The sequence below is a fragment of the Micromonospora matsumotoense genome, assembly GCF_050951065.1.
Classification (GTDB): domain Bacteria; phylum Actinomycetota; class Actinomycetes; order Mycobacteriales; family Micromonosporaceae; genus Micromonospora; species Micromonospora matsumotoensis.
In genome coordinates, this window is the sequence record NZ_CP192025.1 from 94,931 (window position 1) to 119,675 (window position 24,745).

Below are 24,745 nucleotides of genomic sequence, written 5' to 3' on the forward strand. Positions count from 1 at the left end.
CTGCTGCCGGTTGGGGGCGGGTGTTCTGCCGGGAGGGGCCGGGAAGCGTTGACACGCTGACAATCGGCGATCATGCGAGCGTTTCCGCAGGTGAAGGCCGGTGTGCGGGTGTCAACGGGGGGCGTTGACAGGCGTTGACACCCGTTGACAGCGGGTCGGGGTGTCAACGCCTGTCAACGGCTGTCAACGGGGGGCGTTGACAGCTTCGGACATGCCGTGAGCTGCGAAAACGTCGCCAGTGGGGCCGGGTGTCAGCGTGTCAACGCTTCCGGGGTCCTCCGTGACGGCGCGGGGGTGCAGCTCATAGCGGCCGTCCATGCCGTTGCGGACCCATCCGAGGGCGGCCAGTTCGGCGAGCACCGCCGACACCTCGTCGGATTTCGGGAGTCGGCGGGACACCTTGCGATGCAGCTCCCGGCGGGTGAACGTGGTCATGCCCTTGCTGGTGAGAACACCGAGCACGTACCGGGTGTTCTCCATCGCGGCGTCGCTGCCGATCGTGGTGAGCGCGGCCCGGTAGTGCGCGGCGAAGAACTCCGCGAGGCGGACGGCGTCGGCCATGCGGTCGGCGTCGATGGGGCGTCGCCAGGCGTCGGCGGGGTGGTGGGCGACGTGCAACAGCCCGGCCAGGCGCAGCGTCGCACCCGAGAGCTTGTTGCCCCACTCCCGCATGTCGTACAGGCTGCCGCCGGGGCGTAGCTCGCTCTCCACCTGCTCGGCGGCGGTCCGCCGGACGGTGCCGGCTTCCTCGGTGAGGACGACGACGGCGGGGTCGGTCCATTCGGCGAGGGTGGCGGCCAGGTCGTGGACGCGGTGGGCGTAGCCGGTGGTGACCTGCTCGGGCACCGGTGGTGTGTCCACCGCCCGGTATCCGGCGAGGGATCGGGGCAGGGCGAACAGGAACCGGGCGGGTAGGCCACGGCCGGCGAGGTCGGCGTTCCCGCCGAACTTGCGCAGCACGGTCGGTTGCGCCATCACGCACACGGTCAGCGCGGGTTTGTCGACGGCGGCACCCTCACGGGTGATCCGCTCATTGCTCATCGGCTGCCCCGCGTGGCCTTTCAAGTAGGGGTCAAGGTTCGGGGCACCGGAGTACCGGCCGGCGAGGGTGTCGAAGATCCCGCCCTCGTCGCTGATGATCGCCATGCGTCCGCCGTTGGCAGCCATGAGGTTGATGAGGATTTCGGGGGTGGCGTCGTCCACGATCAGTTTCGGCAGGGTCGGGACGGTGATGGCTTCGGCGGCGATGGCGGCGGCCACCGCATCGGCGGACGCGGCGTCTTGCTTGCCGGGGTCGGTGGCTTTCGCGGCTACGGTCTTGGCTTGCTCGGCCTGCCGGTCGGCGATGTCGCGCAGCGCGGCGGCTTCGGCGATTCTCGGCCGCATCGCCTCGGACAGCGTGGACTGTGCCGCGAACAGCGGCGCGGTCATCGCCCGATGCACAGGGCTCTTGCGTTCACCGGGGCCGGCGATGACGGCGGCGAACACGTTGACCGGTTCCCGCCACCCGGCCACCGGCTCCACCTCCAACCGGCCACCCGCGCACGCCGACAGCACAGCCACGGCGAGGGTTCCGGCCATAGCCGGATCGGTCTGGGTGAACCGGGCCACGCCGGTCACCATGTCGCCGAGCCACCGGGGGAACACGTCGACCGGGAACGGCGGCGGCGCGGCGGACGGGCCGGTCAAGGGCACTGGAACATCCCACAGCGGCCCGCTGCCGGGTGGCGCGTCGGTGGCTTGCAGGTCGGTGACGAGGTGAAGGCGGGCGGCGGTCATGCGGCACGTCCTTCCGTGAACGGTGCGGGGAAGCGGGGATTGGTGACAACCGGGGTTGTCGGTGTGCGTGCCAGCTCGGCCAGCAGCGCCATCTGTTCGGGCATGCCGCGTGTGCCGTCCAGGGGCCGGCGGGCGTGGGGCCACACCGCCGACACCGGGTCGGCGTAGTCGCGTCCGGCGAGCACGGTCACGGTGCCGGCCACGTCGATGCCCATCCGGCGGGCTTGCGCCCGCAGCGTCGGCACGCCGACCGCGCCCGGTTGGCCCATGCGCAGGTCGTACGGCTCGATCACGGTGTCGGGGGTGAGTAGCCCGTATCGGGCGGACAGGATGACCAGCCGCCCGCCGAGCCGGTCAGCGGCGCGGCGGCATGCCCGGTGGTAGCTGCCGGTGTACATCTGCCCTGCCGGGGCGGGCCGGTCGCGTTTCGCACTGCCGCACGGCACGATCACCACCGCGTCGTCTCGGCCGGTAACGGTGCGGCGCATCCGGGCGTTGACCGGGTCGGCGTATGCCTTGCTCGCGGCTTGCCGGGTGGTGCCCACCGCCCGGCCGACGTCGGCGAAGGTCCACCCGTCGATCAGGACCAGGTCGACAGCCAGCCATTCCCGGGCTTCCCGGCACGCGGCCTCCAACGCGGTCACCGCTGCCAGCGCTTCGGACGGTGTCCGCGCGGCGGCCACAGCGGCGGCATGCTCGGCGACGTGACCGGTCGCCGGGTGGAGCTGCGGCGCGCGGTGACAACTGCGGTTGTCACCGGGCCGGCTCATGCGGCCACCTGCCGGGGTCGACGTGCGCCGGCTTTGAACCCTGACGCGATGGTGGCGAGCACCGCCCGGTGCCGCAGCCCGGCCGATCCCCCCGCGTGTTCCAGTGCGGTTGTCGCCTCATCGGCGGACAGCGCGCCACCGGCGACGAGTTGCCCGACGGCAACAGCGGCCCGATACAGGGCGTCGTTGTGGTGGTCGGGGGCGTCGGTGACCCGCGCGCATTCCCGTTCCAGGGCGGTGCGGACGTAGGCGCGTTCCCGACCACCGGGCAGGTCGACCACCACCGGCCGCTGCGGCGGCAGCGGGGCGGGTTCCAGGAGTGCGGCGATCCAGTCGGGTAGCGGTGCCGGGTCGGTGTCGAGGTCGACGGTGTAGGGCCGTCCGGCGACGGTGGAGCCGGGGGCGACGACGTATCCGCCGTGCGCGCGGGTGTCGATCAGCCATCCGAGGGTGCCGGCCGTGTTGCGCAGTGCCGGCCCGCCGGTGGGGTGGCGGTAGTAGAGGTGGGTGCCGCTCCTGCCGGTGGTCACGGTGTAGGTCGGGGTGAGGTGCTGTCCGTGGCCGGTGGTGAGGTGGGCCAGGATCTCGGCCCCGGTGGTGGCCCCGTACCGGTCCCATCCGGGCGGCGGGGTCTGTCCCGGCTTGGCCACGTCGAGATCGACCACTACCAGCCCGGACGGCCCGCACGCCAGCCCGATGCCGTAGGGGCGGGCAGTCCAGGCACGGCGGATACGGTCCGGGTCGGTGGTGGCGCGGGGTTCCCATCCGAGGTGTTGTCCGGCGTTGCGGCAGCGCGGGTCGCGTCCGGTGCACTGGTCGGCGGTGTGGTCGGGGAACGCGGGTCGCTTGTCGTCGGGGCGTAGCGGGAAGACGTGCCAGCCCCGGGCCGCGTGGGCGAGCGCGGCGGCGAGCAGGTCGGCGGTAGGCATGAGGTGTTCCCCCTTCGGTGGGGTCCGTTCGTGCAGTGGCGTCGATGAGGGCTCGCGCCGCCCGGCCAGCGCGGCGGGTGTGTGGGCGGGGCAGCGCGGCCCTTGCAGGTAGAGGCGGACGTGGTCGGGGTGGTGGCAGTAGCGGCCGGCGGTGCCGATCCAGTGGCCGCACCGCCCGCCGGTCACCGCGCGGCCCGTCCGGGTCGGGGTCGGGCGGCGATCGCGGCGCGGGTCACGGTGCGCCGCAGGTCGCCGAGCAGCCCGACCAACTGACGTCGGGCGGCCACCTCCCCCGGGGCGAGGGCGACTCTGACGCGTACCTCGGCGTGTTCGCGGCCGGTGGCGGTGCGGACCCGTACGAGGACGGCTCGGGCGCGGCCGGCGATGTCGACCACGATCTCTTCGGAGCGGTGCTCTCCGAGGTTGCAGCGGTGGTCCCGGCCGCACCATCCGGTGTGACCGGCGGCGCGGTGGTTCATCGGACCGCCTCGGAGCGGAGGCGGTGGAAGACGTTGTAGACGCGTCGTCCGGTGCGCAGCCTCATGCCCCGGTCGCAGCGTCGGCAGGCGCGCGGTCGGTGGAGGAATCGGGTGGTGGTGTGGCCGGTTCCGGCGCATCGCTGGCAGCGGGTGAAGGGGCTGATCCAGCACAGTCCGGCGTAACCGAGCGTGATCGCGGCGAGGATGGCAGCGACGGCGATAGCGAGGGTGATCAGGGGGTTCACAAGTGCCTCCAGGGCCGGTTTTCGGGCGTGAAGGGCTGTGAGCTGCTATCTGCAACCGGGCAGCTCATGATTCGGATGGGGTGCTAGCAGGGCTGCAATCGATAGCAGGGTGAGGTGCTATCGATTGCAGCCCTGCATCGGTCAGCCGGCGGACCGCTTGCGGTCACGCTCCGCGATGGCGGCGAGTAGTTCGGCGTGGACGATGCCGCGCTTGGTGGTCTGCTCACCGTCGATGCGCTTGCCCACGGCGGTGACCGTGATCGCCGCGTGCGGCTTGAGCGCGGCGGTGAGTTGCGCCGACTCCCACCCCCCGTACACGGTGGGCCGCAGCTCGACCAGCAGAGCGCACAGCGTCTCGTTCCACGCCTTCTTCTCGTCGCCTGGCCACACCCGTGCCAGGTCGCCGAGAACGTCGGCGACCGGGGCCACGGCGCGGGTCTGCTCGTCGGGCGTGGGCAGCGTTCCGGCCGCCTGCCGCAGGGCGATGGCGCGGGTGACGATGCGGGCGGCGGCGGTGGTGTCGACGTAGAACGACCGCACCGCCGCCGCCTTCGGCCCGAACCCCCGCAGGATGCCCCACCCGGCCTCAATGACCGGCTGAAACACGGTGGCCCGATAGCCGTTCTTGTACGCCGAAGTCCCGAGGATCATGTCGTTGGCGGTCTGGTCGGCCACGGACAGGCAGAACCGGGAGTTGACGTTGCGGGTGATCCCGGTCGGGAGGCTGTCCTTGTCGGGGATCTGGGTGCCGATCATGATGATCACGCCCAACGCGCGGCCGAGTTTGATGACCTTCTCCAGGAGTTCCCCGGCGTCTTTGCCGTACTTGCTGGTCATCAGCTCTTGCAGCTCATCGAACCACGCCACCAGGGGATGCAGCCCCGACCCCTTGAGCGACGCCAGTTCCGGGGTGACCTTGTTCTCGGGTGCCTTGCCCAACCTCGCGTAGTGCTCGATGCGCTTGGACCGGCGGCGGCATTCCTCGTACAGCCACTCGATGAAGGCGAAGCAGCGGGCGAGGGTGTCGTCATCGAAGCCGTTGCCGTACTCGGCCATGACCGGCTCCAACACGGCGAAGTCCCCGACCCCCTTCAACTCGTAGCCCCGGATCTCGGCGCGCGGGTCGAGGGCGGCGGCGAGGATTAGATCCCGCAACGCGAACGTCTTCCCCGATCCGGGCTGACCGCCGAACAGGAAGTTGCGGAACATCAGATCCACCGCCACCGTGTCCAGGCGGGGCGTGGTGGCGAACGCGAACGGCTTGAACACGTCCACCCTGGCCGAGGTCGACAGCAGCGGCCACGGGGGTTGCTTCATCTGCGACGCCGGTTCGTACCCGACCCACAACGCCAGCCGTCCCGTGTGCCCCGGCGCGGGCTCCGGCCACACCTGATCCAAGGGCAGGCGCATCGCCGAAGCGAGCTTGCCCCGGCGGGCGACGACCTCGGCGGCTTCCACCCCGTAGGGGAGGTCGACCACGGCCAGGTGGCCGGGGCCGTCCCGGTGGATGTCCACCGGGAAACTGATCGCCTTCGGGTCTTTGGCAACCGCGCTGTTGATCGCGGTCAGTTGCAGGGAGGTCAGTGCCCGGCGGACCAGGTCGGCGGTCAGCTTGCGGTAGCGGGTGCCTTCCGACACCCGGTCGGTCAACGGCCGGTCCGCCGGACGGCCCCGGGTCGCCAACCACGGCACCACCACGGCCGCCGCCGCCCACCGCCACCACGACGGACCCACCGACAACACGATCAGCCCGGCACCGGTGCCGGCCGTCCCGGCGGCGAGAACCCACCACCGCCACACACTCTGTCGCTGCCGGCGGGCGTCGAGCTTCAACCAGGTGTCGGCGTCGCCCCGGGTCGCGGCGGCCTGCCGCAGGTGCCAGTTCCCTTCCTCCGCGCTGGCCCACTGCAACGCCTGACCGATCCCCCGCACCGCACCGATCGGCGCCCACGCGAGAGCCTTCACCAGGTACTTCGGCAACCGCACCCCGTGGTACGCGGTCACGTAACCGGCGTCCTTGCTCTGATGCCGCACAGCAGCCCGCAGGGCACGGCCGGACCGCGCCCACTCGGCGAGAATCGGCCGCCGCTCCCGCTGCCGGGCCAGCACATCGGCAGGGATCGGCTCGGCCATGTCGACCGGGCCACCGGCCCGGCCGGGGCCGTCGTCGACACTCTCGGCATCGACATCGTCGTCGGGACTGTCGGCCAGGTCGCTTCCGTCACCGAGGCCGGTGACGGAACCCTGCCGGCGGGATCGGGCGGCGTCCAGGTCGACCACCTCGGCCGCCCCGCCGTCCGGGTCGGTCAACTCAGCCTCGGCGGCCTGCCAGTCGAAACGGGGGTCTTCGTGGGGGGACGTCATGATGGGGGTTCCTCCAACGGGTCTCACGGGATCGGTGAGGGGCCGGCGGCGCGGCACGGTTCCTAGGCCATGGGCCGCGCCGCCGGGTCATCGGGAACGGTGGTCAGTGGGTCAGCGGCGCTTCCGGTGGTCCTTGCCGCCGGTGCTGCCGATGGCGGTCGCGCCGTTGCCGATCGCGGACTGCCCGGTGACCTTGATGCGGCCGGTCGTGACCGTGCCGCCGGTGTCGCTGGTCGTGGGGTCGAAGTTGTAGTGGCCCTGGGTGCAGATGGCGAGGGTGCCGGTGTCGTCGACCGACACACTCTTGAAGCCCTTACCGCACTGGGCGCAGGACGAGATCGCCACAGGTGGTGCCTCCCTGGTCGGGTTGCCAGCGGGTCCGGCAACCTCCGCTCCCCACCGGCCACCAGCCGGCCGGGGTCGGTGGGGACGGGGGTGGTCAGACCGCGCAGAACAGGGCGGCGATGAACAGGAACCCGATGTGCCAGGACTGATCCAGGGCGTAGAGACCACCGCCGTGTTCCAGCCACGCCGGGTTCTTCCCGAGAGCGTCGGCGCAACGGCGCAGCGGCACCCGCCGGTCGGCGACGTAGTGCGACACGGCGGAGATGGTCAGCCCGACCGCGACGCCCCACGGGTCCAGCCGCAGCCCGGTACCGGCGATCAGGAACACCAAGGCGAGTAGAGCGGTGAGGGTGTAGGTGGTGACGTGCGCGGCGCACGCGATACGACCCGGCCAACCGGGCTGGCCCTTGCAGTCGGCCTGCCGTTGGGTCTGCACCCAGTGGTCAGCGACCTGATGGGCGACGTAGAGGGCGACGAACACGGCCGCGAACACGGCCGCGCGGGTACCGGTGGGGTCTGCGAACATGGGGGTCTCTCCTGATGTCGTTGGCTGAGGGATGAGGGCCGGCGGCGCGGCGCGGTTCCTAGGCCGATGGGCCGCGCCGCCGGGCAGGGTTAGGACTGGTCGGCCTTGCGCTGCTGCGCGGTCGTCGCCTCACGCGCCGCGATGGCCTCAGGGGTGAACATGCGCGGGTTGGCTTTCTGCGCCCGGCGGTTCAGGTCATCGACCTGCTTGTCGGTGATCGTGGTCGGGACGGTCAGCTTGTTGCCGAACATCAGCGCCCCTCCCGCACGAGGTGGGCTAGGGCGGCACCCATGCCGAGGACCGCGACCGGCAGACAGGCAACGGCGGTGGTGATCCACCACGGGGCCGACGTCACTCCGGCCGCCTCTAGAAGGTGATAGGCGACCTGGCCCAGCGCACCGACCAGCAGCGACCCGAGCGCAGACCACTTGGCGAACCGGCGAGCCGAAGCGGGCACCCGGCCGGACAGCCACACGTAGAGGGCGTAAGCGCCGTAGGTTTCCACCCCGATCGGTAGGGTGATCGCCGAGTTGATGGAGAAGCTGTCGGCGATGCCGGGCAGCGGGTGTACCACCCCGAACCCGGTGAGTCCGCCCAAGCCGACCCACCCGGACCAGATCGCGACGAACGCGGGCAGGGCCAGCAGCACCACCGGCCACACCACCGCCGACCGCACCGGCGCGGGCTTGGCGGGCGGGGTGGGCGTGTCCGGGCGACCGGGCGGCGTGACCTCGGCAACCGGGTCGGCCGGGGTGATCTCCGGCGCGGAGACCGGGTCCGGCAGGGCCGGCGGCGCGGGCTCGGGCACGACGGGTGCCGGGTCCGGGTCCGGGGTGGTCGGGTCGGGAATGTTGGCCGGGGGTGCGGTGGGCTCGTTCTTGAGTAGGGCGAGGAGTTCGGCGGCCTTCGGGGAGCCGATGTGGAACTCCCGCATGAGCCGGTTCCGCGACGGGAGCACCGCCCCGTCGGGCAGGTCCAGGGCGCGGGCGGCGGGCAACAGGGACTCGATGGGCTGCGGGTACTTGGTGCCGTTGATCGTGGGGGCGGTCATGCGGCTTCCTCCTGCTGCGGGTAGGCGCACGCGAGGCATTCGCCCAGCGAGCGCGGGATGTAGTAGGGGCGCACCTGGCCGCAGACGCGGCAGGTGCGGCGGGCGGTGAGCGCGGCGCGGACGGCGCGGAGTTGGGCGGGGGTGGCGGTGCGCTTCGGCCGGGCCAGGTCGACCCGGTACAGGTAGGCGGTTCGGGTGCCGCCGACACCGCGCCAGAGGATCTGAGCGGCGATGTCCTGACCACCGGGGCGCAGCCCGGCGGCGCGCAGTTGGCGGCGGGTGGCGTAGCCGGCCGGGGCACCCCGCCACCAGTAGGTGGGGATGCCGTACCGCTTGCCGTCCGGGTCGTGGAAGGCGGCCCGGATGCGGGACATCAGGCGGCGCGGTGCGGGTCGGTGCGGGTGGTCAGGTCGGCGGTGGCGCGGGTGACGCGCGACTCGGCGCGGCGCAGCCGCCGCCAGTCCAGGGCGGTCGGTCCGCCGTGGTCCTCGGCGTAGATCAGCGTGATCTCGGCGTCGAGAACGTCCAGCTCAGCCGCGAGCAGCGGCCATTCCGCCTCGATCGCGGCCAGGTCGGCGGCGGTCGGCTCGGCGGTGACAGGGGCGGGGTACTTCCGCACGGGAAACCTCCGGTTGGAGTTGGTGGGAAGCGCGGCGGCGCTGGGCGGTGCCCTCGCGCCGCCGCGCTGGATAGGGACGACATGCACGGTGACCAGGCCGTACGCGGCACCTTTTCAGTGGGAGGTGCGACCCGATGCAGTTGAGAAGAAGCAAGTGCACGGCGGTCCGTTCGCGCACGCCGCAGCCAAAGCCGCAACGCCGACGCAGCAACCAACCGGCTAGCTAGCAGCACTACTGAGCTGCGGCGTTGCCGCGACCCGCAGTAGCAGTGCGACCATAACCCGCAGAGAATCTGCGAGTCAAGAAAACCTGCGATTGGCAGTGTCTCTGCGGGTCTGTCAAGCTGGAGTGCACCTACATGGGAGGCACTGTGAGCAGGGGATTTGGCTTGGTTGTCCGCTTCGAGCTGCGGGACGAGGCCGCCGCAGCAGAGTTCGACAGGCTCGTGGCCCAGACGGGGCCAGAGATCGACCGATTGGAGCCGGACACGCTGGCGTACGTGATCCACACCGTTCCGACTGAGCCGCTCGTTCGCGTGTTCTACGAGCTCTACGCCGATCGTGCGGCCTTTGACTTTCACGAGGAACAACCCCATGTGAAGCGTTTCCTTGCCGAACGAGAGCAGTATCTGAGCGGGGTCGATGTGACGTTCATGCAGGCCGAGTCCGGAAAGGGGCTGATGCGCGCATGAGTGCAGAAGAAAGCCGGGCATTCGGCTTGCGAATTGCCGAACTGCGCAAGCAGCGTGGCATGAAACAGGAGGAATTGGCGGCGATCCTCGGCCGCACCGCGAGTTGGCTTTCACAGGTGGAACGTGGCGTTCAACCGGTCAACCGGCTAGACGTTCTCCGGATGCTCGCCGACGGACTTGGCGTGCCAATTCAGACGTTGCGACCGGATACACCGGCTCCCGCATCGGTGCCGGCCGAACATGTGGGCGTGTCGAACGACCTGGACCAAGCGCGCTTGACCATATCGGGCTACCCGGTGCCGGACGTTCTCCTTGCGGCAAATGTCGCCGAATCGGTTGTTGATGTCGGCGAATTGCAGACCGCAGTAGACGCGGTTTGGAAGCTGGCTCATGAAAGTCGATTCGCGGAGCTGAGTTCCGCGATCGGCCCACTCATTCCGCGATTAGAGCGAGCCGCCCGCACCGCTCAGGGTGCAGATCGGCCGACGCTATGGCTCCTGTTAAGCCGCACGTATCAAGCGCTGTCTGCCGCTTTCGTTCGACAGGACGAACCAGACGCCGCATGGCTGGCGGCAGACCGATCGATTAGCGCAGCCGAACGGTCGGGCGAGGTACTGCACGTCTTTGCGGGCGTTTACCGCCTCGCACAGGCATTCGTCCGACTTAAGCACTTGGACCAGGGGGAGCACGCAGCGACAACGGCGGTAAATGCTCTACGCCAGTACGTAAGCGGAGCTACCGCAAACCCGGAGGCGTTGTCTGTCCTGGGTTCGCTTCATCTAGCATTGGCGCTGGTTCACGCGCGGTCAGGAAACCGCGCAGATGCTCGCCGGGAAATCGAGAACGCACGAGAGATAGCCAGAAAGCTTGGCGCGGACCGAAATGACCTGAACCTGGAATTCGGTCCAACCAACGTTGACATTCAGGCTGTGTCGATCGCGGTCGACTTGGGCGACGCGGGAGAGGCTATCGACATCGGGGAACGAATCAACGCTGAGCAGTTGTCGATAGAGCGGCGTGCGCGGCTAGCGATGGATCTTGGTCGTGCCTGTGCGCAGCGCAGGCAGAGCGGCGAGGCGTTGGCGTACCTGCTCGAAGCCGAGAAGATGGCACCGGAGCTCATTCAAACTCACGTTGCCGCCCGAAACGCAATCCGCGAACTGATTCTGATCGCCGGCCGTGCGGCATCACCCGAGCTAAAGGCGCTGGCGGATCGGGCGGATGCGCAGCCCTGAGCAGCGGGCCATTAGCGGGCCATTGCGGTGGCTAAGTGAGGTCACACCAGGCCACACGCTTTGTCGCTGAGCTGCCAGACGGAGCGATCACCTGGGGATCTTGTACGGTTCCCCAGTTGAACATGCGGGTTCGATTCCGGTCGCCCCCTCCACGAAGGTAGCCCTGGCCAGGATGCATGAACCCAGCCAGGGCTACCGCGTGTCTAGGCGTGCTGGAGAGGTGACCGGGTCATTGTGTAGAGCGGTTCGGCCAGCCTATCCGTCCCCTTGACAGATCGGAGGCCCAATACGGCACAGCCACTCCCGGCCATACGCAGAATAGTCCTAAGCAGGATTTCCTGGAGCAGGTGATTCTACGGGGGCTGATTCGATCCTGGTGATTTCTATTCCCGCCCCCTCAAGCATGTCGCTTGTGATCTCAACGATGAAACTCTGAGGCGAGACATCAATCTCGCTAAGCGTACAGGCGTGAGTTGCAAGGGCACGCGACCGGTCGGCAAGGAACTTCTCGTAGTCGTCCTGGAATAGCGAATCAGGAAGCACCGCCGACCGGCTTATTTCCGTGATATCTGTCGGCATTAGTAGGCGATATTCGGACGGGGCCTTATCGCTAATGGTGCGGTTGTCTGCTCTGGAAATAATGGCAAAATTGGCAAGCGCATTGATCGTCTTGGCATGCGATCCTCCTCTGACGAGGTGCGCTCGCGGAAAGCAGTGGTGGTATTCTTTACGGTTGGGTTCAGCTAGTACATCTTCGATGGGAACCGCCTCACCGGAGAGGAAGCTTCGAGGTCCCAAAGAAGCCAAAAGCAAGATCAATGATTTGCTCGCCACGCTTTTTCCTGAGAAGGCATTGGATAGGAAGAACCCGGCTCCAAGCTTGAGATAGATGTCACCGAGACTGCTCGGATCTCCGTTCCTCAGATTTACCGCTTCGTCGATATCCCGCTTGATATTGCGTTGAGGATTCCCGCTGTAGCGATGCGAGAATGCACAGCGCCAGAACCAGCGAACCAAAACCTTCCGCTGATCGTCCGTGACGGGACCTGCTCCTGCGATAGAAAAGAATGCGGTCAACGGAATCAACATGCTGGAGTATGGAAGAAATTTGAGATGCCGGACATGGAAGTTCGCCCGCACGAAGTCGATCGACCTTCTTATTGCATTCTCAACGTGAGGGAATGCATCTCGGACGCTTGCGCCGTTCACATTGACCAAAGATGCAGGTGTCGGTTCCTTCATTAGTGCGGCAGCCGTGCACCTCATCATTAGGTCGCTGTCGTCGCCAACATCCTCGAAGCCAAAGTCTGCAAACTCCTCAGCGAGATCTAGAAACCGCTGCTGCAAGTTGAACTCTTCGCTCCAGGTCCATGCCGTGAGCAACTGGAAAGTGTCGAGCGGAATTCCCATCCTATTCACTCGCTCGAACACAATTGCGACGCTCGTGCGGTCCTCAGTTTCAAACGTCTGAACTGGTATCAGCAGCGACAAAAATCGCTGTTGGACGCGCGCAATCTCGCGATGCTTTGCCTCATCAAGTTCTCTAGTCAATAGAGAAAATTCCACGGGCTCAAGAAATGCTGAAAGCGGAAAGTGGCGGTCAGTTGCAACCTGATCGTCGGCTAACGCAATGAAGCGCGAGTCTTGTACATCATCGGCGGCGGCGAAGTCGTAATAGATCGGAAGCCAGGTATCCGGATCTGCCTCGGCTGGGATGAGCGTCCTCTGGAAGGCTGTAAATATCGCGGTTATGCGCTGCTGACCATCCAGAACATAATCGACGGGATAGTCTTTGTCTGGAGGGGGAAGAATGAAGGTCCCGAGACGATTCTCGCGCGTCAGTCGCTCAGACGTCCGCCATAACAGGATTGAACCCACAGGAAACCCTTTATAGATCGAATCCATCAGCAAGGCAGAACGCTGAGGGGGCCAGACGAACTTCCGCTGGAAGCCTGGGACTCGAATGGTGCCATCAATGAGGCGGTCGATGACATTCTGGATGCTCAGATGGTCGCTCACGCTCAGTAGCCTATGTGGATCGCCGGGTGAACGGAAGTCCGGCAAGGTTGGCTGGCGAGGCAGGTGTGGACCTTGACCTCATTTAAGGATTCGTGGGGGTCGCCGAAGACCGTCGGTTCCTACCATCGGCCGGCCGAACCACTGAGGGGAACGGCGCATGATCCGTACAGGAGTTCGGGCCATTAGCGGGCCATTAGGGCAGGCGAACCGAGGTCACTCCAGGCCACGCCGCGCACCAACGACCAGCACCACCTGCACTCTTGCAGCCGATCTTGTACGGTTCCCAAGCTGACAGTGCGGGTTCGATTCCCGTCACCCGCTCCACCGCGAAGGCCCTGACCAGGATGCGAATCCGAGTCAGGGCCTTCGATGTTCAGTGATCAACTAGGGCGCACCGTGCCATTGGCGTGCCATTACGGGCCGGCCAGCGGTGGTGGCGACTGTCCTTGGTCGGCGGGGCCGGTAGCCATCTTCGCCTGCTGGCCTTGCTGTTCGCCACTCACACCACCGGGGTCTCTGGTTGCCAGCAGGGCGATCCCATGAAAGCCGCGCGCGACGATCCGCCAGGGCAGCAGCACATCTCCCCAACTCCTGATGTCGAACGCCTCGATGACCTTCGGGGCTTGCCGAACGAGGACCTCTCCGTTGGGCAAGCGGGCGATCGCGTAGCAGAACATGAGCCAGGCGACGAACGAGAGGAAGATGATCCCGGCGAGTAGGAGCAAAAGCACGCCAAAGGCGTGGATCGTCTCCGAGTTCAAGGCGTTGATCCTTTACGTAGCTGTACTGACGAGCGGGCATGCGGGACGCAGGGGCAAGTGCCCGGCGTACCGCGTGCGACCCTGAGGCCGCGGCTACGTCTCCCTTCGGTCGTCTGGCCCGTTTTTCGTCAGCGCTACGTGGCGCCGATATCGAGCGCCCTCGCTTCGGAGCCCGGTGGTCGGGCGCTGGCGAGGGAACCCCATATCGAGTCACGTTTCGCTCACTGCATGATGACATGCCCGATCAACCTCCACCAGGCCCCGGTGATCCAGACGGAGCGGTGTCGCTCCGCCTGGATCAGGTTTTCAGTCCTTTGCCTTCTTCTTGCTCTCGCGCTTCGTCCTCTTCTTGGTCTTCTTCCGGTCCGCCCGCACCGCCTCGTGCAGTGCCTGGGCGATGGCCCGGTCGGCTTCCGCCGTGGCGTGCTGGTAGATCAGCGCCGCCTGCGGCGAGTCGTGCCCCATTCGGGCCATCAGGTCCCGGGTGCTGGCCCCGGTCTGGGCAGCGAGGGTGTTCCCGGTGTGCCGCAGGTCGTGGAAGTGCAGGTTGGGCTGACCGATCCGGGAGACGTTCGCCTTCCAGTCGATGAGCTTGTTCAGGTTGCCGCGCCAGATCGGGCGCCCACTCTCGGTGGTGAACACGAGCGCTTCCGGGTTGTCGTCGACCTCGGCGGCCAGGTGTTCACGGACGACCTCGACGACCGTCGGGGGCAGGGTGATTGTGCGTCGGCCGGCCCGGGACTTCGGTGGCCCGAGGACCAGGCCGACCCCGCGCTGTTCGGTGTACGCCTGCCGTACCCGGATGGTGCCGGTCATTGTGTCGACGTCCTGTCGTTGCAGCGCGGCGGCCTCACCCCAGCGCAGGCAGCCGAAGGTGGTGACGAGGACCAGGGCGCGGTACCGGGGCGGCACGATGTCGGCCAGCTTGAAGACCTGGGCGAGGGTGAGCACTGGCCGTTCCGCCGGCTTCTCCTGATCGGCACCCGGGATGCGGCACGGGTTCCGGGGCAGGATCAGGTCTTCCTTCACCGCCGTCATCAGCACCGCCCGCAGCAGCCGGTACGCCTTGGCCGCCATGCTCACCGAGACGCCGTTGCCGAGCAGATCCGCACGCCAGTCGCGGACCATCGGGGTGTCCAGCCGGCCCAGCTCCACCCCACCGAGGTACGGCACGATGTGCTTGTCGAGCAGCCACCCGTACAGGTGCACGGTCCGGGGTCGCAGGTTCGGCCGTTGGTCGATCCAGCGTCGCGCGTAGTCGGCAAGCTTGATCTTTGCCCGCTCCGGGTCGGTCCACTCGTGCCGGGCGATCTGCGCCTCGACCAGCGTCAGGTACCGGTCCGCGTCGGACTTCCGGGCGAACGTCTCCGGCGCGTTGCGCATCTGCCCTTCCGGGCCGAGGTACCGGGCCTGATAGCGCCCTGACGGCAGCTTGCGGACGCTGCCGAACCGGCGGTGACCTTCCTTGTTCGCCATCACGCCACCCGCTGAAGGTCTCGCCACACACCCGAGGCGGTCAGCGGCTCCACCCGCCCGGACTCGACGTGCGCGGCCAGGTCGACGGCCTTGATACGGACGCTGCGGCCGAGCTTGTGGAACGGGATGCGCCGTTCGGCGACCAGCCGGCGGACGTAGCGCTCACTCATGTTGATCCGGGCCGCCGCCTGCTCGATGGTTAGAACCTCGTCCACTGTCGTCTTCCTCCCCGTCCTGCCGTGCCATGTGCTGAGTTGCCGAAAGGTCTGCCGACCCCTGCGCGGCCCGGTCCTTGGCGGCGAGTAGTTCCGACCGCCAGCGGGCGCGTTCACTGATCGACCGCATGAGCCGATGGGACAGCGGCCCCACGTCCGGGTCGTCGGGTCGGGCGAGTTCCCAGGCGTGCCGGACCCGTTCGGAGGTGGCGCCCTGGTCGTCGACGAGTTGCCTGGAGTCGACGGTCGCGCTGCTGTCGGTGGTGACGCCGAGCAGTGACCGCACCCAGGCCCGGACGTCGTGCTTGTGGTCGCTGAGGGTCTTGCCGGACCAGTCGCGCGAGATGAGGATGCGTCGGCCGCCGATGCCGAGGGTGTCCCGTTGATGGACCTTGCCCTTGCACCGGCCCGGCTTGAGCTTCGGGTTCGCCTTCTTGGGTTGGATGCCGTAGAGCAGCCAGTTGGCGCACCGGTCGGTGCAGGGGGTGACGCGTAGTTCCCGCCAGAGCCGGTCGAGGTGTTTGCGTTGCCGGTCGGTGGTTGCCTTGTGTACGTCGCCGGTGTGCTTGGTGATGTACTTCGTGACGTACCGGATGGTCCGTTCGGCGTCGGTGGTGCCGGGCATGACGCCCCGCGCGTCGACCTGGGCACCGAAGCGCACGACGTGCACCGGTTCCGCGTCCGGGTCCTCGTCGATGGCGTCGAGCGCTTCGCCCCAGGCGGTCAACGGGCACCGGGTGTCCGGGTCGACCCACGCCGAAGCGTCCTCGTCCCATACCGGGGGTCGGTCGGCGGTGTAGCGCTGGACGTCGACCGTCGGCCACCACACCTGGTGATAGGTGGCCGCCGCCACGGTGCGGAGGGTGTCGCGGGGGATGGTGCCCCGGATGGCGAAGTGGGCGTGTGGGGCGAGGCGGCGTTGTGGCTCGACGCAGCCGGCGTACTGGACGTTCCAGCCCTCACAGCGGCGCAGGTTCTGCCAGAACCGATCCAGGAGTCGGGGGAAGTGCACGGCGTCCCAGGCTGCGCGGCGGTAGTCGTACCGGTCGGGGTTGACCGGGGTGCCGTCGGGGCGGACCGGGCCGTAGGAATCGAGGGTGAGGGTCAGCCACATCGACGGCCGGTAGGTGGTGCCGTCCGCAGCGGTGTACGTCCTGCCGACCGTGCGCCGCTCGACCTTGCGCCGGGGCAACTCGGGCGCGTCCTGCCGTCGTTTGGTGGAGCGCTTGCGTCGCCGGCCGGTGTCGTCGTCGGAGTCCTCGTCGATGCCCGCGTGGGGTGGTCCGACCCGCCCGCGTAGGCCCTCAGCCGTGATGGCTTCTTCGACCTCGCGGATGCCCTCGTCGAGTTCTTCGACCTGCCCCCACTCGGCGGCGCGAATGGCCTCGTCGCGGGAGAACTCCAGGTGTGCGCGGAAGAGGATGAGCGCCTTCTGTTCCTCGGTCGCTGGTTCCGGTGGCGGTAGGGGTTCGTCGTCGCGGTGCCAGCCCTCCCGGATCTGGGCCTGCCGCAGTCGGCGGTTTTTCTTGGCGCACGGGGCGCACTTGTCTTCACGGGTGGCACCGCAGGGCAGGTCGATGACTTCGGTCAGGCCGGTGTCGAGGTCAGTGCGGCGCATGGCGAGGGGGCGCACGCAGACGCCGTACTCGGCGGCGATTTCCTTGAGGACGTCGACCGAGCGGGGTAGCGCCATGCGGGCCGCCCGTGACCCTGGTCGAGGAACAGCAACCGGGGTCGGGGCGGCGGGTTCGAGGCCCGGCAGGGTGGGAGCGGTCATCGGATGATCCCGACGACGTGCGGCCGGTTCGAGGGAACGACACGCGGAGGCAGCACTGCCGCCGGGGCAGAGATGGCAGCCGAAGCCGGGACAGCCGGCGGCCCGGGGTCGGCCGGACGATCGGGTTCCGGCTCGGTGGTGACCTGCTCGGGCACTTCGTACCAGTCGCCCGGGGATCGGTCCGGTTCGGGAGCGGGCGGCACGGCGGGGGCGTTGGATAGGACGACCTTGACCAGGGCGAGGAATGCTAGCGACGGCACGGCCGCTACGGTCCAGCCCCACACCGACGGTTCCGCTTCGGCGACCTGGGCGGCGAGGGAGAGCAGCGCGAACGCGACCAGGAGCGAGCCGACCAGGCCGACGGGCCGACCGGTACGACGTCGGGCGCGGAGTTCCAGGCCGAGGTAGATCGCCATGAGTTCGACGGCTACGGCGTTGGCCCAGCCGATCCAGTCGGGTTGGCCGTGGGTGACGGACAGGTCGTGGACGTGGGTGAAGGCGGCTGCGCCGGCCATGGTGCCGATGGCGAGCAGGATCACCAGGCGTACGGCGGTTTCGGTGCGTGCGGTTATCGCCACTCCTGCATCGGCTTCTCGCGGATGGTCAGGTCGATGCGGATGCGCCGGTCGGTCATGTCGGGTCGGTGGTTGACCATGTGCGCGAGGCCGTGCAGAGCGGCGGCGGTCTGATCGGCCGGGCCGACGAGCCGGATACGCAGCGGACGCCGGAGCCGGTTGATGACGCGGGCAAGGGTGGTCATGACGGTTACCTCCGGGCCGGTCGGATATCAGTGCGGATGTAGTCGGGAGGAGTGCCGAGCGTGGCGACCGCTTCAGACAGGCAGCGCCACAACGCCCACGCCTCATCGGGGGTCAGGGACATCCGCCGCCGGCCCGCACCCACCGCCAGATAGATCGGGTACGGGTCGGGTCGGTCGGGGTCGACGCGGACGGACACGGCGGTGACCGGTTCGGGGGTACGCAGCCGGTAGAAGCGCCGGCCGTCGGTCGGGCCGGTCATCGGGGTTCGCCCTGGTCGGCGTCGAGGATGGTGCGCAGCGCGTCGGGCAGCAGTGGCCCGCGTCGGGGCCGGGGCAGGGCCAGCCGGACCGGTTCCGGGGTCGACTCCCGGCCGACCTGGGCGAGGATGTCCGCCGCGTCAGCCGGAGCCGGGTACCGCTGGGCCAGGTCGCGGATGTCGTCGTCGCTGACGTAGGGGAACCGGACCCGCATCGGTTCCGGGGTGCCGTCGAGGATCACGTACCCCACGCCCTTGGCCCATCGGGGCATCTGATCGGCGAGGGCCCCCCGGTTGCGGGCACCGTCACCCAACACGAGATCGACCTGAGCGGCTTCGGTGAGGCCGAGGGCGATGCGGGTCGGGAACAGGTCCCGGAACGGCAACACCTCCTTACGCGGGTCCTGCAACGCCGCCACCACCAGCACCCCGACCCCGGCACCCTGCGACAGCAATAACCCGAGCGAGCCGGCGATGCGCTTACGCAGGTCGACGTCTTGCAGGTACGCCGTCAGCGCGGCCATCTCGTCGATGACAACCACGACCAGGGGGTCAGCCTCGGTCGGCGTGTGCACCCGCACGGTGCCGGCGAGCCGGGTCTGACGCTCCCGCATCACCGTCACGGCCTCGTCGAGCAGATCCGCCATGGCCTCGAACGACTTGCACGCGAACCGGGCGAACAGGGGCCGGCCCATGGCGAATTCCATCCCGCCCTTGGGATCGATCACCCACAACCGCACCAGACCGGACGTGATGCCACCGGCCAACGACCGCACCAGCGACCACAGCACCGACCCCTTCCCGGAGCGGGTGGCCCCACCGATCAGCACATGAGTAGCGAGCAGGTGCAGCGACCAGGTACCCAGGTCCTCACGCCGCGCCAACGGCAACCCGGTGAAGTCAGGGACGGCCGGGATGTCGAACGGCGGCACCACCGGCCGCAGCGCATCGGTACGGACGAGCACCAGGTAGACCAGCGTCGGCCGGTCCCGGAACCGCAACCGGTCCACCCACCCGAGCGGCAGCGCCCAGTAGCCGGTACGGGTCGGCGGGGTGTCGGGCCGCTCGGAGTAGACCCGGGCGTGCCGCCGGCCGAAGGCGTACGCGAGATTCGCGGTGACCTGTTGGAAGTCGGCCGGGGTCTGCCCCCGGACCATACGCACGGTCAGCACATCCAGGGCCTGATCCGAGCGCACCCGCAGCAACTGCGGCAGGACCGGCAGGTGGTCATACGTTGCGGCCAGGCCGCACAGGGTGATCGCCTCGTGCCAGGCCCGCCGGTAGACGACGACCTGACGGAACCGGCCGAGCAGCGGCCCGGCGCACCACCGCCACCAGGACGCCTCATCACGCCACCGCCACAACGCCGACACCGCCGACGCCAGCACCACCGGGACCACCAGGCCCAGCCAGCCGTGATCGACGTAGAGGACGACGGCGACCACGACCAGGCCCACCGTGACCGGGTGACGCAGGCACCACCAGCAGAACCTTGCGGCCCAGCGCAGCACCATGCCGAGCACGACCAGCCACATCGGCAGGACGAACCGCTTCGGCCGGACCACCATCAGATCCCCGGCGGTCACCATCACCACCCCGCCACGCGGCCGGCGCATCATCGCCCACCACCGCGCAGCGACACGAACCGGCCCGACGCATCCCGGACCGGAGGAAACGGAAGAACGAGCTGCCCGACACACCCGGCACACCGACCGTCGGCACCGGTGGCCGGGTCGAACCGGGACTGACACACCTCGCACCGAGGCGAAGCCGGGGCAGCCGAACGCCTACGCTTGGACACGTCACTACCTCTCTCGACAGAGCAGGGGAAAGAGACACCAAGGGGGCGGGGCTGCCGTCCGCCAAGACCAGACAGCCCCGCCCCCAACCTTCAGCGGCTACGCCGCCGCCTTCTTCGCCACACCCGCCGGAGCACGCATCCCGGTCGCCCGCAGCGAGTACGCCATCCGGTTGTTGTTGGTCACGTACGGCGTCACCGTCATCCCCTCGAACTCCACCGCCTCGAACGGCGCACCCGTCGGCGGCACCGGCTGGTAATCGGCGGAAATCTTGACCGTCGTCTCCCGGGAGCGCTTGCCCAGCTCCGGGTCCAGGTCCATCACCCGGACCTGCCACACCCGCTGGCCGGTCAGCTTGTCCTTCGCCGGGCTACGCCGCCCGGTCTTCTCGTCGTAGTCCTCGACCTCACCCAGCGACTCGGGGACCAGGGCGCACCCCGCCGGGAAGACGTCCTCACAACGCACGGCGAACCTCGTACCGCCACGCAGAGCCATCGCTCAACCTCCAGGTTGTTGGCATGTCTGCCAAGTGGAGACTCCAAGGTAGACGCCACTTGGCAGACAAGTCAACAGGCATCCAGGAAGCTCAGTCTTGACACCGACCCTGGCTGGGCAGTCAGGGTCCAGGCGATCACCCCGCTTGACAGCTACTGTAACGTTGCGAAGCTTCGATTATTTGACTGGAAATAGCCAAGCCAGCACAGTAATAAGCAATGCAAAAAGGGAAACGCAAACTGCATTGCGACTATGGTTGCCGCGCAAGAGTTCGTTCTTGATCTTGTAAACGAATTCCACGATTTTACGATTGCGACGCTGACTCATTAATGCTCTCCTCTGTTCTTGCCTGCAAGCTCGCCAGAAGGGCGAACAGGTCTACGAGGATGGAGGTCAAAGAGGCTGTCGCCAAGTTTTGATGCGTACGCATCGGAAGGTGATGTGTACACATCGACAGTTTCGAGCGGTCACTCGCCATGCTAGATTCGCACCATGTTGCGCTTCTTTGAACCTATGATTGAGGCCGAGGTCGGTGTGCGGAGTGCCCGGGAGCAGTTGCCTGAATTGCTCAAGAAGGCGGAGTCTGGCAACGTGGTAATCCACGTTACTAGACATGGCAGAAGGGTGGGCGCAATTGTCAACTCGGAGGTTGCTGAAAAGCTAGCAGCAATCCGCGGCGTCGATGGGCCTGTGGTGCCGGGCGATATGGCTGGTGTGATCAGAATTGTGGAGAGACTGCTAATAGGTGAGGATGATCCAGGCCCCGATCTGAAGGCGACAGCGTCCAAGCGAAACGAGTTGGTCGGTGGATGCATGTCCTTGGTTGACATTTTGCTTGCAGCGCCGGAGTTGCAGTACGGCGAGTTGCGTGTAAAAGTTGCAGACGGCGAGTACGAGGTGAAGCTGGTCGCCGATCTCCTGATTCGGAAGCTGTACGATCATCCGGGAATCAAAGAAATTGATCTCGGTGTACTTCCACTGATCGCGGCAAGTGTCTGGGCTGCCCAGGTGCAAGGGTCTGCTGTTGATTATCGCTTGCAAGTGCCAATCGAAGTATCCTTTATGGAAAGCTATGCCTGGCTCATTGCTCTCTGGGAACTTTGCTTACTGATTAATGTCATTCACGGTGATGGCGTGGCAGAGGAATTGATGTACAACAGCGAAGAATTCTTTCGTGGAGCGATCGAAGGTGCGTGATTCGAAGCTCGGTAGCTCCCGAGAATCGGAGCGCTGGATGGTGCGAGCGAGAGTTCGCGACCGACCTGACTGTGAATGGTCTTCGGCAGCGGGGGGTGCGTCCCGACCGAGCCCGAACTCTTCCTGTTGCCGGCCCCGTCGCAGCAACCTCGCCGTCGACGGCGTGGACCACCTCACCACGATCATCCGCAACCGACTCAAGCGTATCCAGTACCGACCTGACCTGATCCCCGGATTCCTCGCCCAGACCGGACTCAGCCTGCAACCGGAACCACCATGATCGAAACAGACCCCAGACTTTCAACCGCTGTAGCGGGTTTGGCCGTTAGAGGCCGCCACCCTGAGTCGTGTCACGAATGTATGACTTGAGCGCCTGGCTAAACTTCTTGCCATAAATACCGGCGAAGTCGATTCTGTCACCCTCCGCGCACTCTTCTTCCAAGTATGCGGACCGAGCGAAGCCATCCCCGAGGGTTGCGGCGTATTCGGTAAAGTCCTGGAAGAATGAATCCGGAGCCTGAAGCCCTACCGATTCAGCCAGGGTTCGATACACTGGCCTCCAGAAATTCCTGTGCTGCTCATCTCGCCATCGCTCAATTCTGACCACTTCGGGGATGAATTCTGGCTTGGTCAGCATGGAGTCGAGGATGCGTGCCGTCTTTACCATGCGCATCCTCCGACGAATATTGGCCTCTGCAACCATGTCGATGGCGTCGGACAGCTCCATCTCACCTGCAACGAGAAGATCCGCATACCCTAGTAATTGCTTTCGGAGGCGTTCCAACAATATATCCAACCAGTTCAGCGACTGTGCGTATGCTGCTGCATCATGGGAGAAGTCCTCCATGTACGCCCAACGGCGATCCCAGGTTGATCCGTAATAGTAGCTGTATCCGCGAGCCCGCATCTCGGCGACTATTATCGCCCTGCTCGGCCTGTCACGGGAGGTTCGAATCGCGGCAGCGGAGAGGAGGTTGCGCCTTAGGCTCATGTCAACTCTTACCTGCAGAGCGGCGGCCACATCTTTAAGATTGGCATCTTTTGGGTTTCGAAGATGCGGTCGAAACGGGGGCGGAAGGCTTGGTTTGTATGGGTTTGTGGGCACACAGGAAGGATGCCGCAGCGGCCATCGCTCAGGCAAGTGATTGGGGCTCTATCGGTTGAACCTTGGGGCGGGTTCGCATCAACGCTAGTGAGATTGGAAGAATGATCTTCGCGGCTCCGTTGGGCAAGCCGACCATCCGATGACCCAAGCGCCCACTGAAGCGAAGGAGTGGCGTGGCACGGGGGCCGGGGCCAGGCTACGCCGTAGCATCGCCGCGGAAGCCGTTGAAGATCATCGAGGTCAGAGCATGGGCTCTGGCCTCGATGATCTTCATGCGGGCTTGGTACTCGGCGGGTTCGCGGTGTGCGGCTTGGCTGGTGACCTGGCCGGGCCACTTGCGGTAGAACAGGCCGTACTCGCGGGTGAAGTAGCCGGCGGTGACGGCGTTGGCGGCCAGGAGCAGACCGGTGTCTTCGGAGGCGGGGAGGGCCATCCAGCCGCCGAGGGCGAACACGAGATCCCGCCGCAGACACAGCGTCGCCGGATACACAGACGCTCGGTAGTCGTTGGCCTGCCAGAAGGCCAGGACCGCGCCCCGTTCGATGATCCCTCCGGCCGGGTCCTTGTCCCATCCGGCGGTCGAACCATCGGGAAGCAAGTCGAGCACCCGCGAGGTGGCCCACCCGATCTGCGGATGCGCGTCGAACGCGGCGATATCCCGAGCCAGCGCGCCCGGGGTCAACTGGTCGTCGGCGTCCAAGACCTTGATGTGTTCCCCGGCGACCCGGGAAAGAGCGAGGGTCCGGGCAACACCAGGCCCACCCGGTCGGCCGGTGCCGAGGCTGATTCGTGGGTCGTCGGGTAGTACGTCGGCCAGGGCGCCGGTCTGTCCGTCTTCCTGGACGAGCCATTGCCAGTCCCACCCCGGCGGCATCTCCTGCTTGGCCAGCGATGCGTACGCGCCAGCCAGGTACTCGATGCTGGGCGCGTGGACCGGGGTGATGACCGAGACGAGCTGCGTCAAGTTTTCCACCGCTGGAGTTTGTGGGAGTAGACAAGCTCGGTCCGGTCGCCCGGCATCACCACGTCAGCGACCTCGACTACCCGGCCGGTGGTGTCGACGGAGGTTTTCCGCACGGTGAGCACGGAGACGCCCGGGTCGATGTCCAACAGTTCGGCCTCATCCGGCGACGGCGGCCGGGCGCGGATCTCGTCGTCGATGCGGTCCAACTCGATGCCGAGGGTGTAGAGCTGGTGCTGCGGGCCACCCGGCCAGGGTTCCTTGCCGGCGTCGAGCAGATCCGGGTTCGCGGCGACCAGGTCGTAGGGCAGGTAGGAGTACGACACGGTCAGCGGCGCGTTCTCGTGCCGCGACGACGTCCAATAGACCCGGCGCAGCAGCGGCGCACCCGGCTCGACCTGGAGGGCCGCCGCCATCTCGTCATCGGCGTTGACGCGGGTGTACTCGGCGTGGAACTTGAGGTCATCGACGGTCAGGCCGGTGTCGTGCTCGGTCGCGCCGGTCTTCAACCGTTCGTCCTCGTCGAGCAGGACCCGGTCCTTCTCCCACTGATACCGCTCGGTGTTGCGCCGGCGTACCCGCTGCCGGGGTGCCCGCACATAGGTGCCGCGCCCCTGCTCCGCACGAACCAGGCCCCACTCGCGGAGCTGCCGGATGGCGTTGCGGACGCTCGTGCGGGACAGCCCGGACGACTCGGCCAGCTCGGTTTCGCTCGGCATCAGCGTGCCGGGGGCAAGCTCCCCGCTCATGATCTTCGCCCGCAACTCTTCCGCGAGTTGCAGGTAGCGAGGGCGCCAGTCCCGGCCATGCACACCGGCCACCGTACCCCCTAGACGTTCCAACGTCTGCCAGGTGGTCCCCCCAGCCGGCCGCTCCGGCACCGCCGGCA

Annotated in this window: 28 protein-coding genes; 3 read left to right on the forward strand and 25 right to left on the reverse strand. The window is 67.2% G+C overall.

Translation table 11 applies throughout. The features are described 5' to 3' along the window. Positions 1 to 183: 183 nt before the first annotated feature. The 12 genes from ACQP1S_RS00480 to ACQP1S_RS00535 form a co-directional block, all read right to left on the reverse strand. Positions 184 to 1,779, reverse strand: a complete 1,596-nt coding sequence (locus tag ACQP1S_RS00480) for a YfjI family protein (RefSeq protein ID WP_432901966.1) — start codon at positions 1,777 to 1,779, stop codon at positions 184 to 186. Beyond that, positions 1,776 to 2,549 (reverse strand): DUF6884 domain-containing protein, encoded by a 774-nt coding sequence (locus tag ACQP1S_RS00485; protein WP_432901968.1) that lies wholly within the window; start codon positions 2,547 to 2,549, stop codon positions 1,776 to 1,778. The genes ACQP1S_RS00480 and ACQP1S_RS00485 overlap by 4 nt, the downstream gene beginning before the upstream one ends. After that, a complete protein-coding gene (locus ACQP1S_RS00490; protein ID WP_432901970.1) occupies positions 2,546 to 3,664 on the reverse strand; it encodes a bifunctional DNA primase/polymerase in 1,119 nt (372 codons plus the stop codon). The genes ACQP1S_RS00485 and ACQP1S_RS00490 overlap by 4 nt, the downstream gene beginning before the upstream one ends. Further along, on the reverse strand, positions 3,661 to 3,957 hold the full coding sequence (locus ACQP1S_RS00495; RefSeq protein ID WP_432901972.1) for a hypothetical protein: 297 nt from the start codon (positions 3,955 to 3,957) through the stop codon (positions 3,661 to 3,663). Before ACQP1S_RS00495 ends, ACQP1S_RS00490 begins: the two co-directional genes overlap by 4 nt. Next, a complete protein-coding gene (locus ACQP1S_RS00500; protein ID WP_432901974.1) occupies positions 3,954 to 4,202 on the reverse strand; it encodes a hypothetical protein in 249 nt (82 codons plus the stop codon). Before ACQP1S_RS00500 ends, ACQP1S_RS00495 begins: the two co-directional genes overlap by 4 nt. 141 nt (positions 4,203 to 4,343) lie before the next feature. Next, on the reverse strand, positions 4,344 to 6,566 hold the full coding sequence (locus tag ACQP1S_RS00505) for a cell division protein FtsK (RefSeq protein ID WP_432901976.1): 2,223 nt from the start codon (positions 6,564 to 6,566) through the stop codon (positions 4,344 to 4,346). Positions 6,567 to 6,677: 111 nt separating this feature from the next. Then, a complete protein-coding gene (locus tag ACQP1S_RS00510) occupies positions 6,678 to 6,911 on the reverse strand; it encodes a hypothetical protein (protein ID WP_432901978.1) in 234 nt (77 codons plus the stop codon). 94 nt (positions 6,912 to 7,005) lie between these two features. Then, positions 7,006 to 7,437: a DUF3307 domain-containing protein gene (locus ACQP1S_RS00515; protein ID WP_432901980.1), complete on the reverse strand. Its 432-nt coding sequence runs from the start codon at positions 7,435 to 7,437 to the stop codon at positions 7,006 to 7,008. 89 nt (positions 7,438 to 7,526) lie between these two features. After that, entirely contained in the window at positions 7,527 to 7,688 is a 162-nt protein-coding gene (locus ACQP1S_RS00520; protein ID WP_357767513.1) for a hypothetical protein, read from the reverse strand. After that, the gene (locus ACQP1S_RS00525) at positions 7,688 to 8,488 is read right to left on the reverse strand and encodes an ABC transporter permease (RefSeq protein ID WP_432901982.1); all 801 of its coding nucleotides are present in this window, start codon (positions 8,486 to 8,488) and stop codon (positions 7,688 to 7,690) included. Before ACQP1S_RS00525 ends, ACQP1S_RS00520 begins: the two co-directional genes overlap by 1 nt. Then, positions 8,485 to 8,862, reverse strand: a complete 378-nt coding sequence (locus ACQP1S_RS00530; RefSeq protein WP_432901984.1) for an RRQRL motif-containing zinc-binding protein — start codon at positions 8,860 to 8,862, stop codon at positions 8,485 to 8,487. Before ACQP1S_RS00530 ends, ACQP1S_RS00525 begins: the two co-directional genes overlap by 4 nt. Further along, positions 8,862 to 9,107, reverse strand: coding sequence for a DUF6284 family protein (locus tag ACQP1S_RS00535; RefSeq protein WP_432901986.1), 246 nt, complete (start codon positions 9,105 to 9,107; stop codon positions 8,862 to 8,864). The genes ACQP1S_RS00530 and ACQP1S_RS00535 overlap by 1 nt, the downstream gene beginning before the upstream one ends. Before the next feature lie 371 nt (positions 9,108 to 9,478). Between ACQP1S_RS00535 and ACQP1S_RS00540 the strand changes: the two genes are divergently transcribed. Beyond that, positions 9,479 to 9,799: a putative quinol monooxygenase gene (locus ACQP1S_RS00540; RefSeq protein WP_432901988.1), complete on the forward strand. Its 321-nt coding sequence runs from the start codon at positions 9,479 to 9,481 to the stop codon at positions 9,797 to 9,799. After that, on the forward strand, positions 9,796 to 11,034 hold the full coding sequence (locus ACQP1S_RS00545) for a helix-turn-helix domain-containing protein (protein WP_432901990.1): 1,239 nt from the start codon (positions 9,796 to 9,798) through the stop codon (positions 11,032 to 11,034). Before ACQP1S_RS00540 ends, ACQP1S_RS00545 begins: the two co-directional genes overlap by 4 nt. Positions 11,035 to 11,358: 324 nt before the next feature. On the opposite strand, the gene ACQP1S_RS00550 is transcribed toward ACQP1S_RS00545, so the two are convergent. From ACQP1S_RS00550 to ACQP1S_RS00595, 10 genes are all read right to left on the reverse strand, one after another. Beyond that, on the reverse strand, positions 11,359 to 13,053 hold the full coding sequence (locus ACQP1S_RS00550; RefSeq protein WP_432901992.1) for a GmrSD restriction endonuclease domain-containing protein: 1,695 nt from the start codon (positions 13,051 to 13,053) through the stop codon (positions 11,359 to 11,361). A 413-nt stretch (positions 13,054 to 13,466) separates the two neighbouring features. Then, positions 13,467 to 13,814, reverse strand: coding sequence for a hypothetical protein (locus ACQP1S_RS00555; protein ID WP_432901994.1), 348 nt, complete (start codon positions 13,812 to 13,814; stop codon positions 13,467 to 13,469). 306 nt (positions 13,815 to 14,120) lie between these two features. Next, complete coding sequence (locus tag ACQP1S_RS00560; RefSeq protein ID WP_432901996.1) at positions 14,121 to 15,290, reverse strand: tyrosine-type recombinase/integrase; 1,170 nt, start codon at positions 15,288 to 15,290, stop codon at positions 14,121 to 14,123. Continuing rightward, positions 15,290 to 15,460, reverse strand: a complete 171-nt coding sequence (locus tag ACQP1S_RS00565; RefSeq protein WP_241773897.1) for a helix-turn-helix domain-containing protein — start codon at positions 15,458 to 15,460, stop codon at positions 15,290 to 15,292. Before ACQP1S_RS00565 ends, ACQP1S_RS00560 begins: the two co-directional genes overlap by 1 nt. Continuing rightward, positions 15,453 to 17,282: a replication initiator gene (locus ACQP1S_RS00570; protein WP_432901998.1), complete on the reverse strand. Its 1,830-nt coding sequence runs from the start codon at positions 17,280 to 17,282 to the stop codon at positions 15,453 to 15,455. The genes ACQP1S_RS00565 and ACQP1S_RS00570 overlap by 8 nt, the downstream gene beginning before the upstream one ends. Continuing rightward, the gene (locus ACQP1S_RS00575) at positions 17,279 to 17,797 is read right to left on the reverse strand and encodes a DUF2637 domain-containing protein (RefSeq protein WP_432907662.1); all 519 of its coding nucleotides are present in this window, start codon (positions 17,795 to 17,797) and stop codon (positions 17,279 to 17,281) included. Before ACQP1S_RS00575 ends, ACQP1S_RS00570 begins: the two co-directional genes overlap by 4 nt. Positions 17,798 to 17,850: 53 nt before the next feature. Next, entirely contained in the window at positions 17,851 to 18,042 is a 192-nt protein-coding gene (locus tag ACQP1S_RS00580; RefSeq protein ID WP_432902000.1) for a hypothetical protein, read from the reverse strand. A 5-nt stretch (positions 18,043 to 18,047) separates the two neighbouring features. After that, the gene (locus tag ACQP1S_RS00585; RefSeq protein WP_432902002.1) at positions 18,048 to 18,302 is read right to left on the reverse strand and encodes a hypothetical protein; all 255 of its coding nucleotides are present in this window, start codon (positions 18,300 to 18,302) and stop codon (positions 18,048 to 18,050) included. Beyond that, entirely contained in the window at positions 18,299 to 19,888 is a 1,590-nt protein-coding gene (locus ACQP1S_RS00590; RefSeq protein WP_432907665.1) for an FtsK/SpoIIIE domain-containing protein, read from the reverse strand. The genes ACQP1S_RS00585 and ACQP1S_RS00590 overlap by 4 nt, the downstream gene beginning before the upstream one ends. 309 nt (positions 19,889 to 20,197) lie before the next feature. Further along, on the reverse strand, positions 20,198 to 20,593 hold the full coding sequence (locus ACQP1S_RS00595; protein ID WP_104113758.1) for a transcriptional regulator: 396 nt from the start codon (positions 20,591 to 20,593) through the stop codon (positions 20,198 to 20,200). Between the two features lie 492 nt (positions 20,594 to 21,085). Between ACQP1S_RS00595 and ACQP1S_RS00600 the strand changes: the two genes are divergently transcribed. Further along, positions 21,086 to 21,790 (forward strand): type II toxin-antitoxin system Phd/YefM family antitoxin, encoded by a 705-nt coding sequence (locus ACQP1S_RS00600; RefSeq protein WP_432902004.1) that lies wholly within the window; start codon positions 21,086 to 21,088, stop codon positions 21,788 to 21,790. Between the two features lie 325 nt (positions 21,791 to 22,115). Here ACQP1S_RS00600 and ACQP1S_RS00605 read toward each other — a convergent pair whose 3' ends face one another. From ACQP1S_RS00605 to ACQP1S_RS00615, 3 genes are all read right to left on the reverse strand, one after another. Further along, positions 22,116 to 22,811 (reverse strand): hypothetical protein, encoded by a 696-nt coding sequence (locus tag ACQP1S_RS00605; protein ID WP_432902006.1) that lies wholly within the window; start codon positions 22,809 to 22,811, stop codon positions 22,116 to 22,118. A 280-nt stretch (positions 22,812 to 23,091) separates the two neighbouring features. Further along, a complete protein-coding gene (locus tag ACQP1S_RS00610; protein WP_432902008.1) occupies positions 23,092 to 23,868 on the reverse strand; it encodes a glycosyltransferase family 2 protein in 777 nt (258 codons plus the stop codon). Continuing rightward, a complete protein-coding gene (locus ACQP1S_RS00615) occupies positions 23,856 to 24,668 on the reverse strand; it encodes a GntR family transcriptional regulator (RefSeq protein WP_432902010.1) in 813 nt (270 codons plus the stop codon). Before ACQP1S_RS00615 ends, ACQP1S_RS00610 begins: the two co-directional genes overlap by 13 nt. Between the last annotated feature and the right edge of the window lie 77 nt (positions 24,669 to 24,745).

What these genes read in the sequence shown, in the direction of transcription:
- ACQP1S_RS00580 (WP_432902000.1), bottom strand. Translation starts at nt 18,042, where the DNA reads ATGACCACCCTTGCCCGCGTCATCAACCGGCTCCGGCGTCCGCTGCGT.
- ACQP1S_RS00525 (WP_432901982.1), bottom strand. Translation starts at nt 8,488, where the DNA reads ATGACCGCCCCCACGATCAACGGCACCAAGTACCCGCAGCCCATCGAG.
- ACQP1S_RS00545 (WP_432901990.1), top strand. Translation starts at nt 9,796, where the DNA reads ATGAGTGCAGAAGAAAGCCGGGCATTCGGCTTGCGAATTGCCGAACTG.
- ACQP1S_RS00485 (WP_432901968.1), bottom strand. Translation starts at nt 2,549, where the DNA reads ATGAGCCGGCCCGGTGACAACCGCAGTTGTCACCGCGCGCCGCAGCTC.
- ACQP1S_RS00590 (WP_432907665.1), bottom strand. Translation starts at nt 19,888, where the DNA reads ATGGTGACCGCCGGGGATCTGATGGTGGTCCGGCCGAAGCGGTTCGTC.
- ACQP1S_RS00515 (WP_432901980.1), bottom strand. Translation starts at nt 7,437, where the DNA reads ATGTTCGCAGACCCCACCGGTACCCGCGCGGCCGTGTTCGCGGCCGTG.
- ACQP1S_RS00560 (WP_432901996.1), bottom strand. Translation starts at nt 15,290, where the DNA reads ATGGCGAACAAGGAAGGTCACCGCCGGTTCGGCAGCGTCCGCAAGCTG.
- ACQP1S_RS00585 (WP_432902002.1), bottom strand. Translation starts at nt 18,302, where the DNA reads ATGACCGGCCCGACCGACGGCCGGCGCTTCTACCGGCTGCGTACCCCC.
- ACQP1S_RS00595 (WP_104113758.1), bottom strand. Translation starts at nt 20,593, where the DNA reads ATGGCTCTGCGTGGCGGTACGAGGTTCGCCGTGCGTTGTGAGGACGTC.
- ACQP1S_RS00495 (WP_432901972.1), bottom strand. Translation starts at nt 3,957, where the DNA reads ATGAACCACCGCGCCGCCGGTCACACCGGATGGTGCGGCCGGGACCAC.
- ACQP1S_RS00505 (WP_432901976.1), bottom strand. Translation starts at nt 6,566, where the DNA reads ATGACGTCCCCCCACGAAGACCCCCGTTTCGACTGGCAGGCCGCCGAG.
- ACQP1S_RS00565 (WP_241773897.1), bottom strand. Translation starts at nt 15,460, where the DNA reads ATGAGTGAGCGCTACGTCCGCCGGCTGGTCGCCGAACGGCGCATCCCG.
- ACQP1S_RS00520 (WP_357767513.1), bottom strand. Translation starts at nt 7,688, where the DNA reads ATGTTCGGCAACAAGCTGACCGTCCCGACCACGATCACCGACAAGCAG.
- ACQP1S_RS00600 (WP_432902004.1), top strand. Translation starts at nt 21,086, where the DNA reads ATGTTGCGCTTCTTTGAACCTATGATTGAGGCCGAGGTCGGTGTGCGG.
- ACQP1S_RS00480 (WP_432901966.1), bottom strand. Translation starts at nt 1,779, where the DNA reads ATGACCGCCGCCCGCCTTCACCTCGTCACCGACCTGCAAGCCACCGAC.
- ACQP1S_RS00570 (WP_432901998.1), bottom strand. Translation starts at nt 17,282, where the DNA reads ATGACCGCTCCCACCCTGCCGGGCCTCGAACCCGCCGCCCCGACCCCG.
- ACQP1S_RS00530 (WP_432901984.1), bottom strand. Translation starts at nt 8,862, where the DNA reads ATGTCCCGCATCCGGGCCGCCTTCCACGACCCGGACGGCAAGCGGTAC.
- ACQP1S_RS00575 (WP_432907662.1), bottom strand. Translation starts at nt 17,797, where the DNA reads ATGGCCGGCGCAGCCGCCTTCACCCACGTCCACGACCTGTCCGTCACC.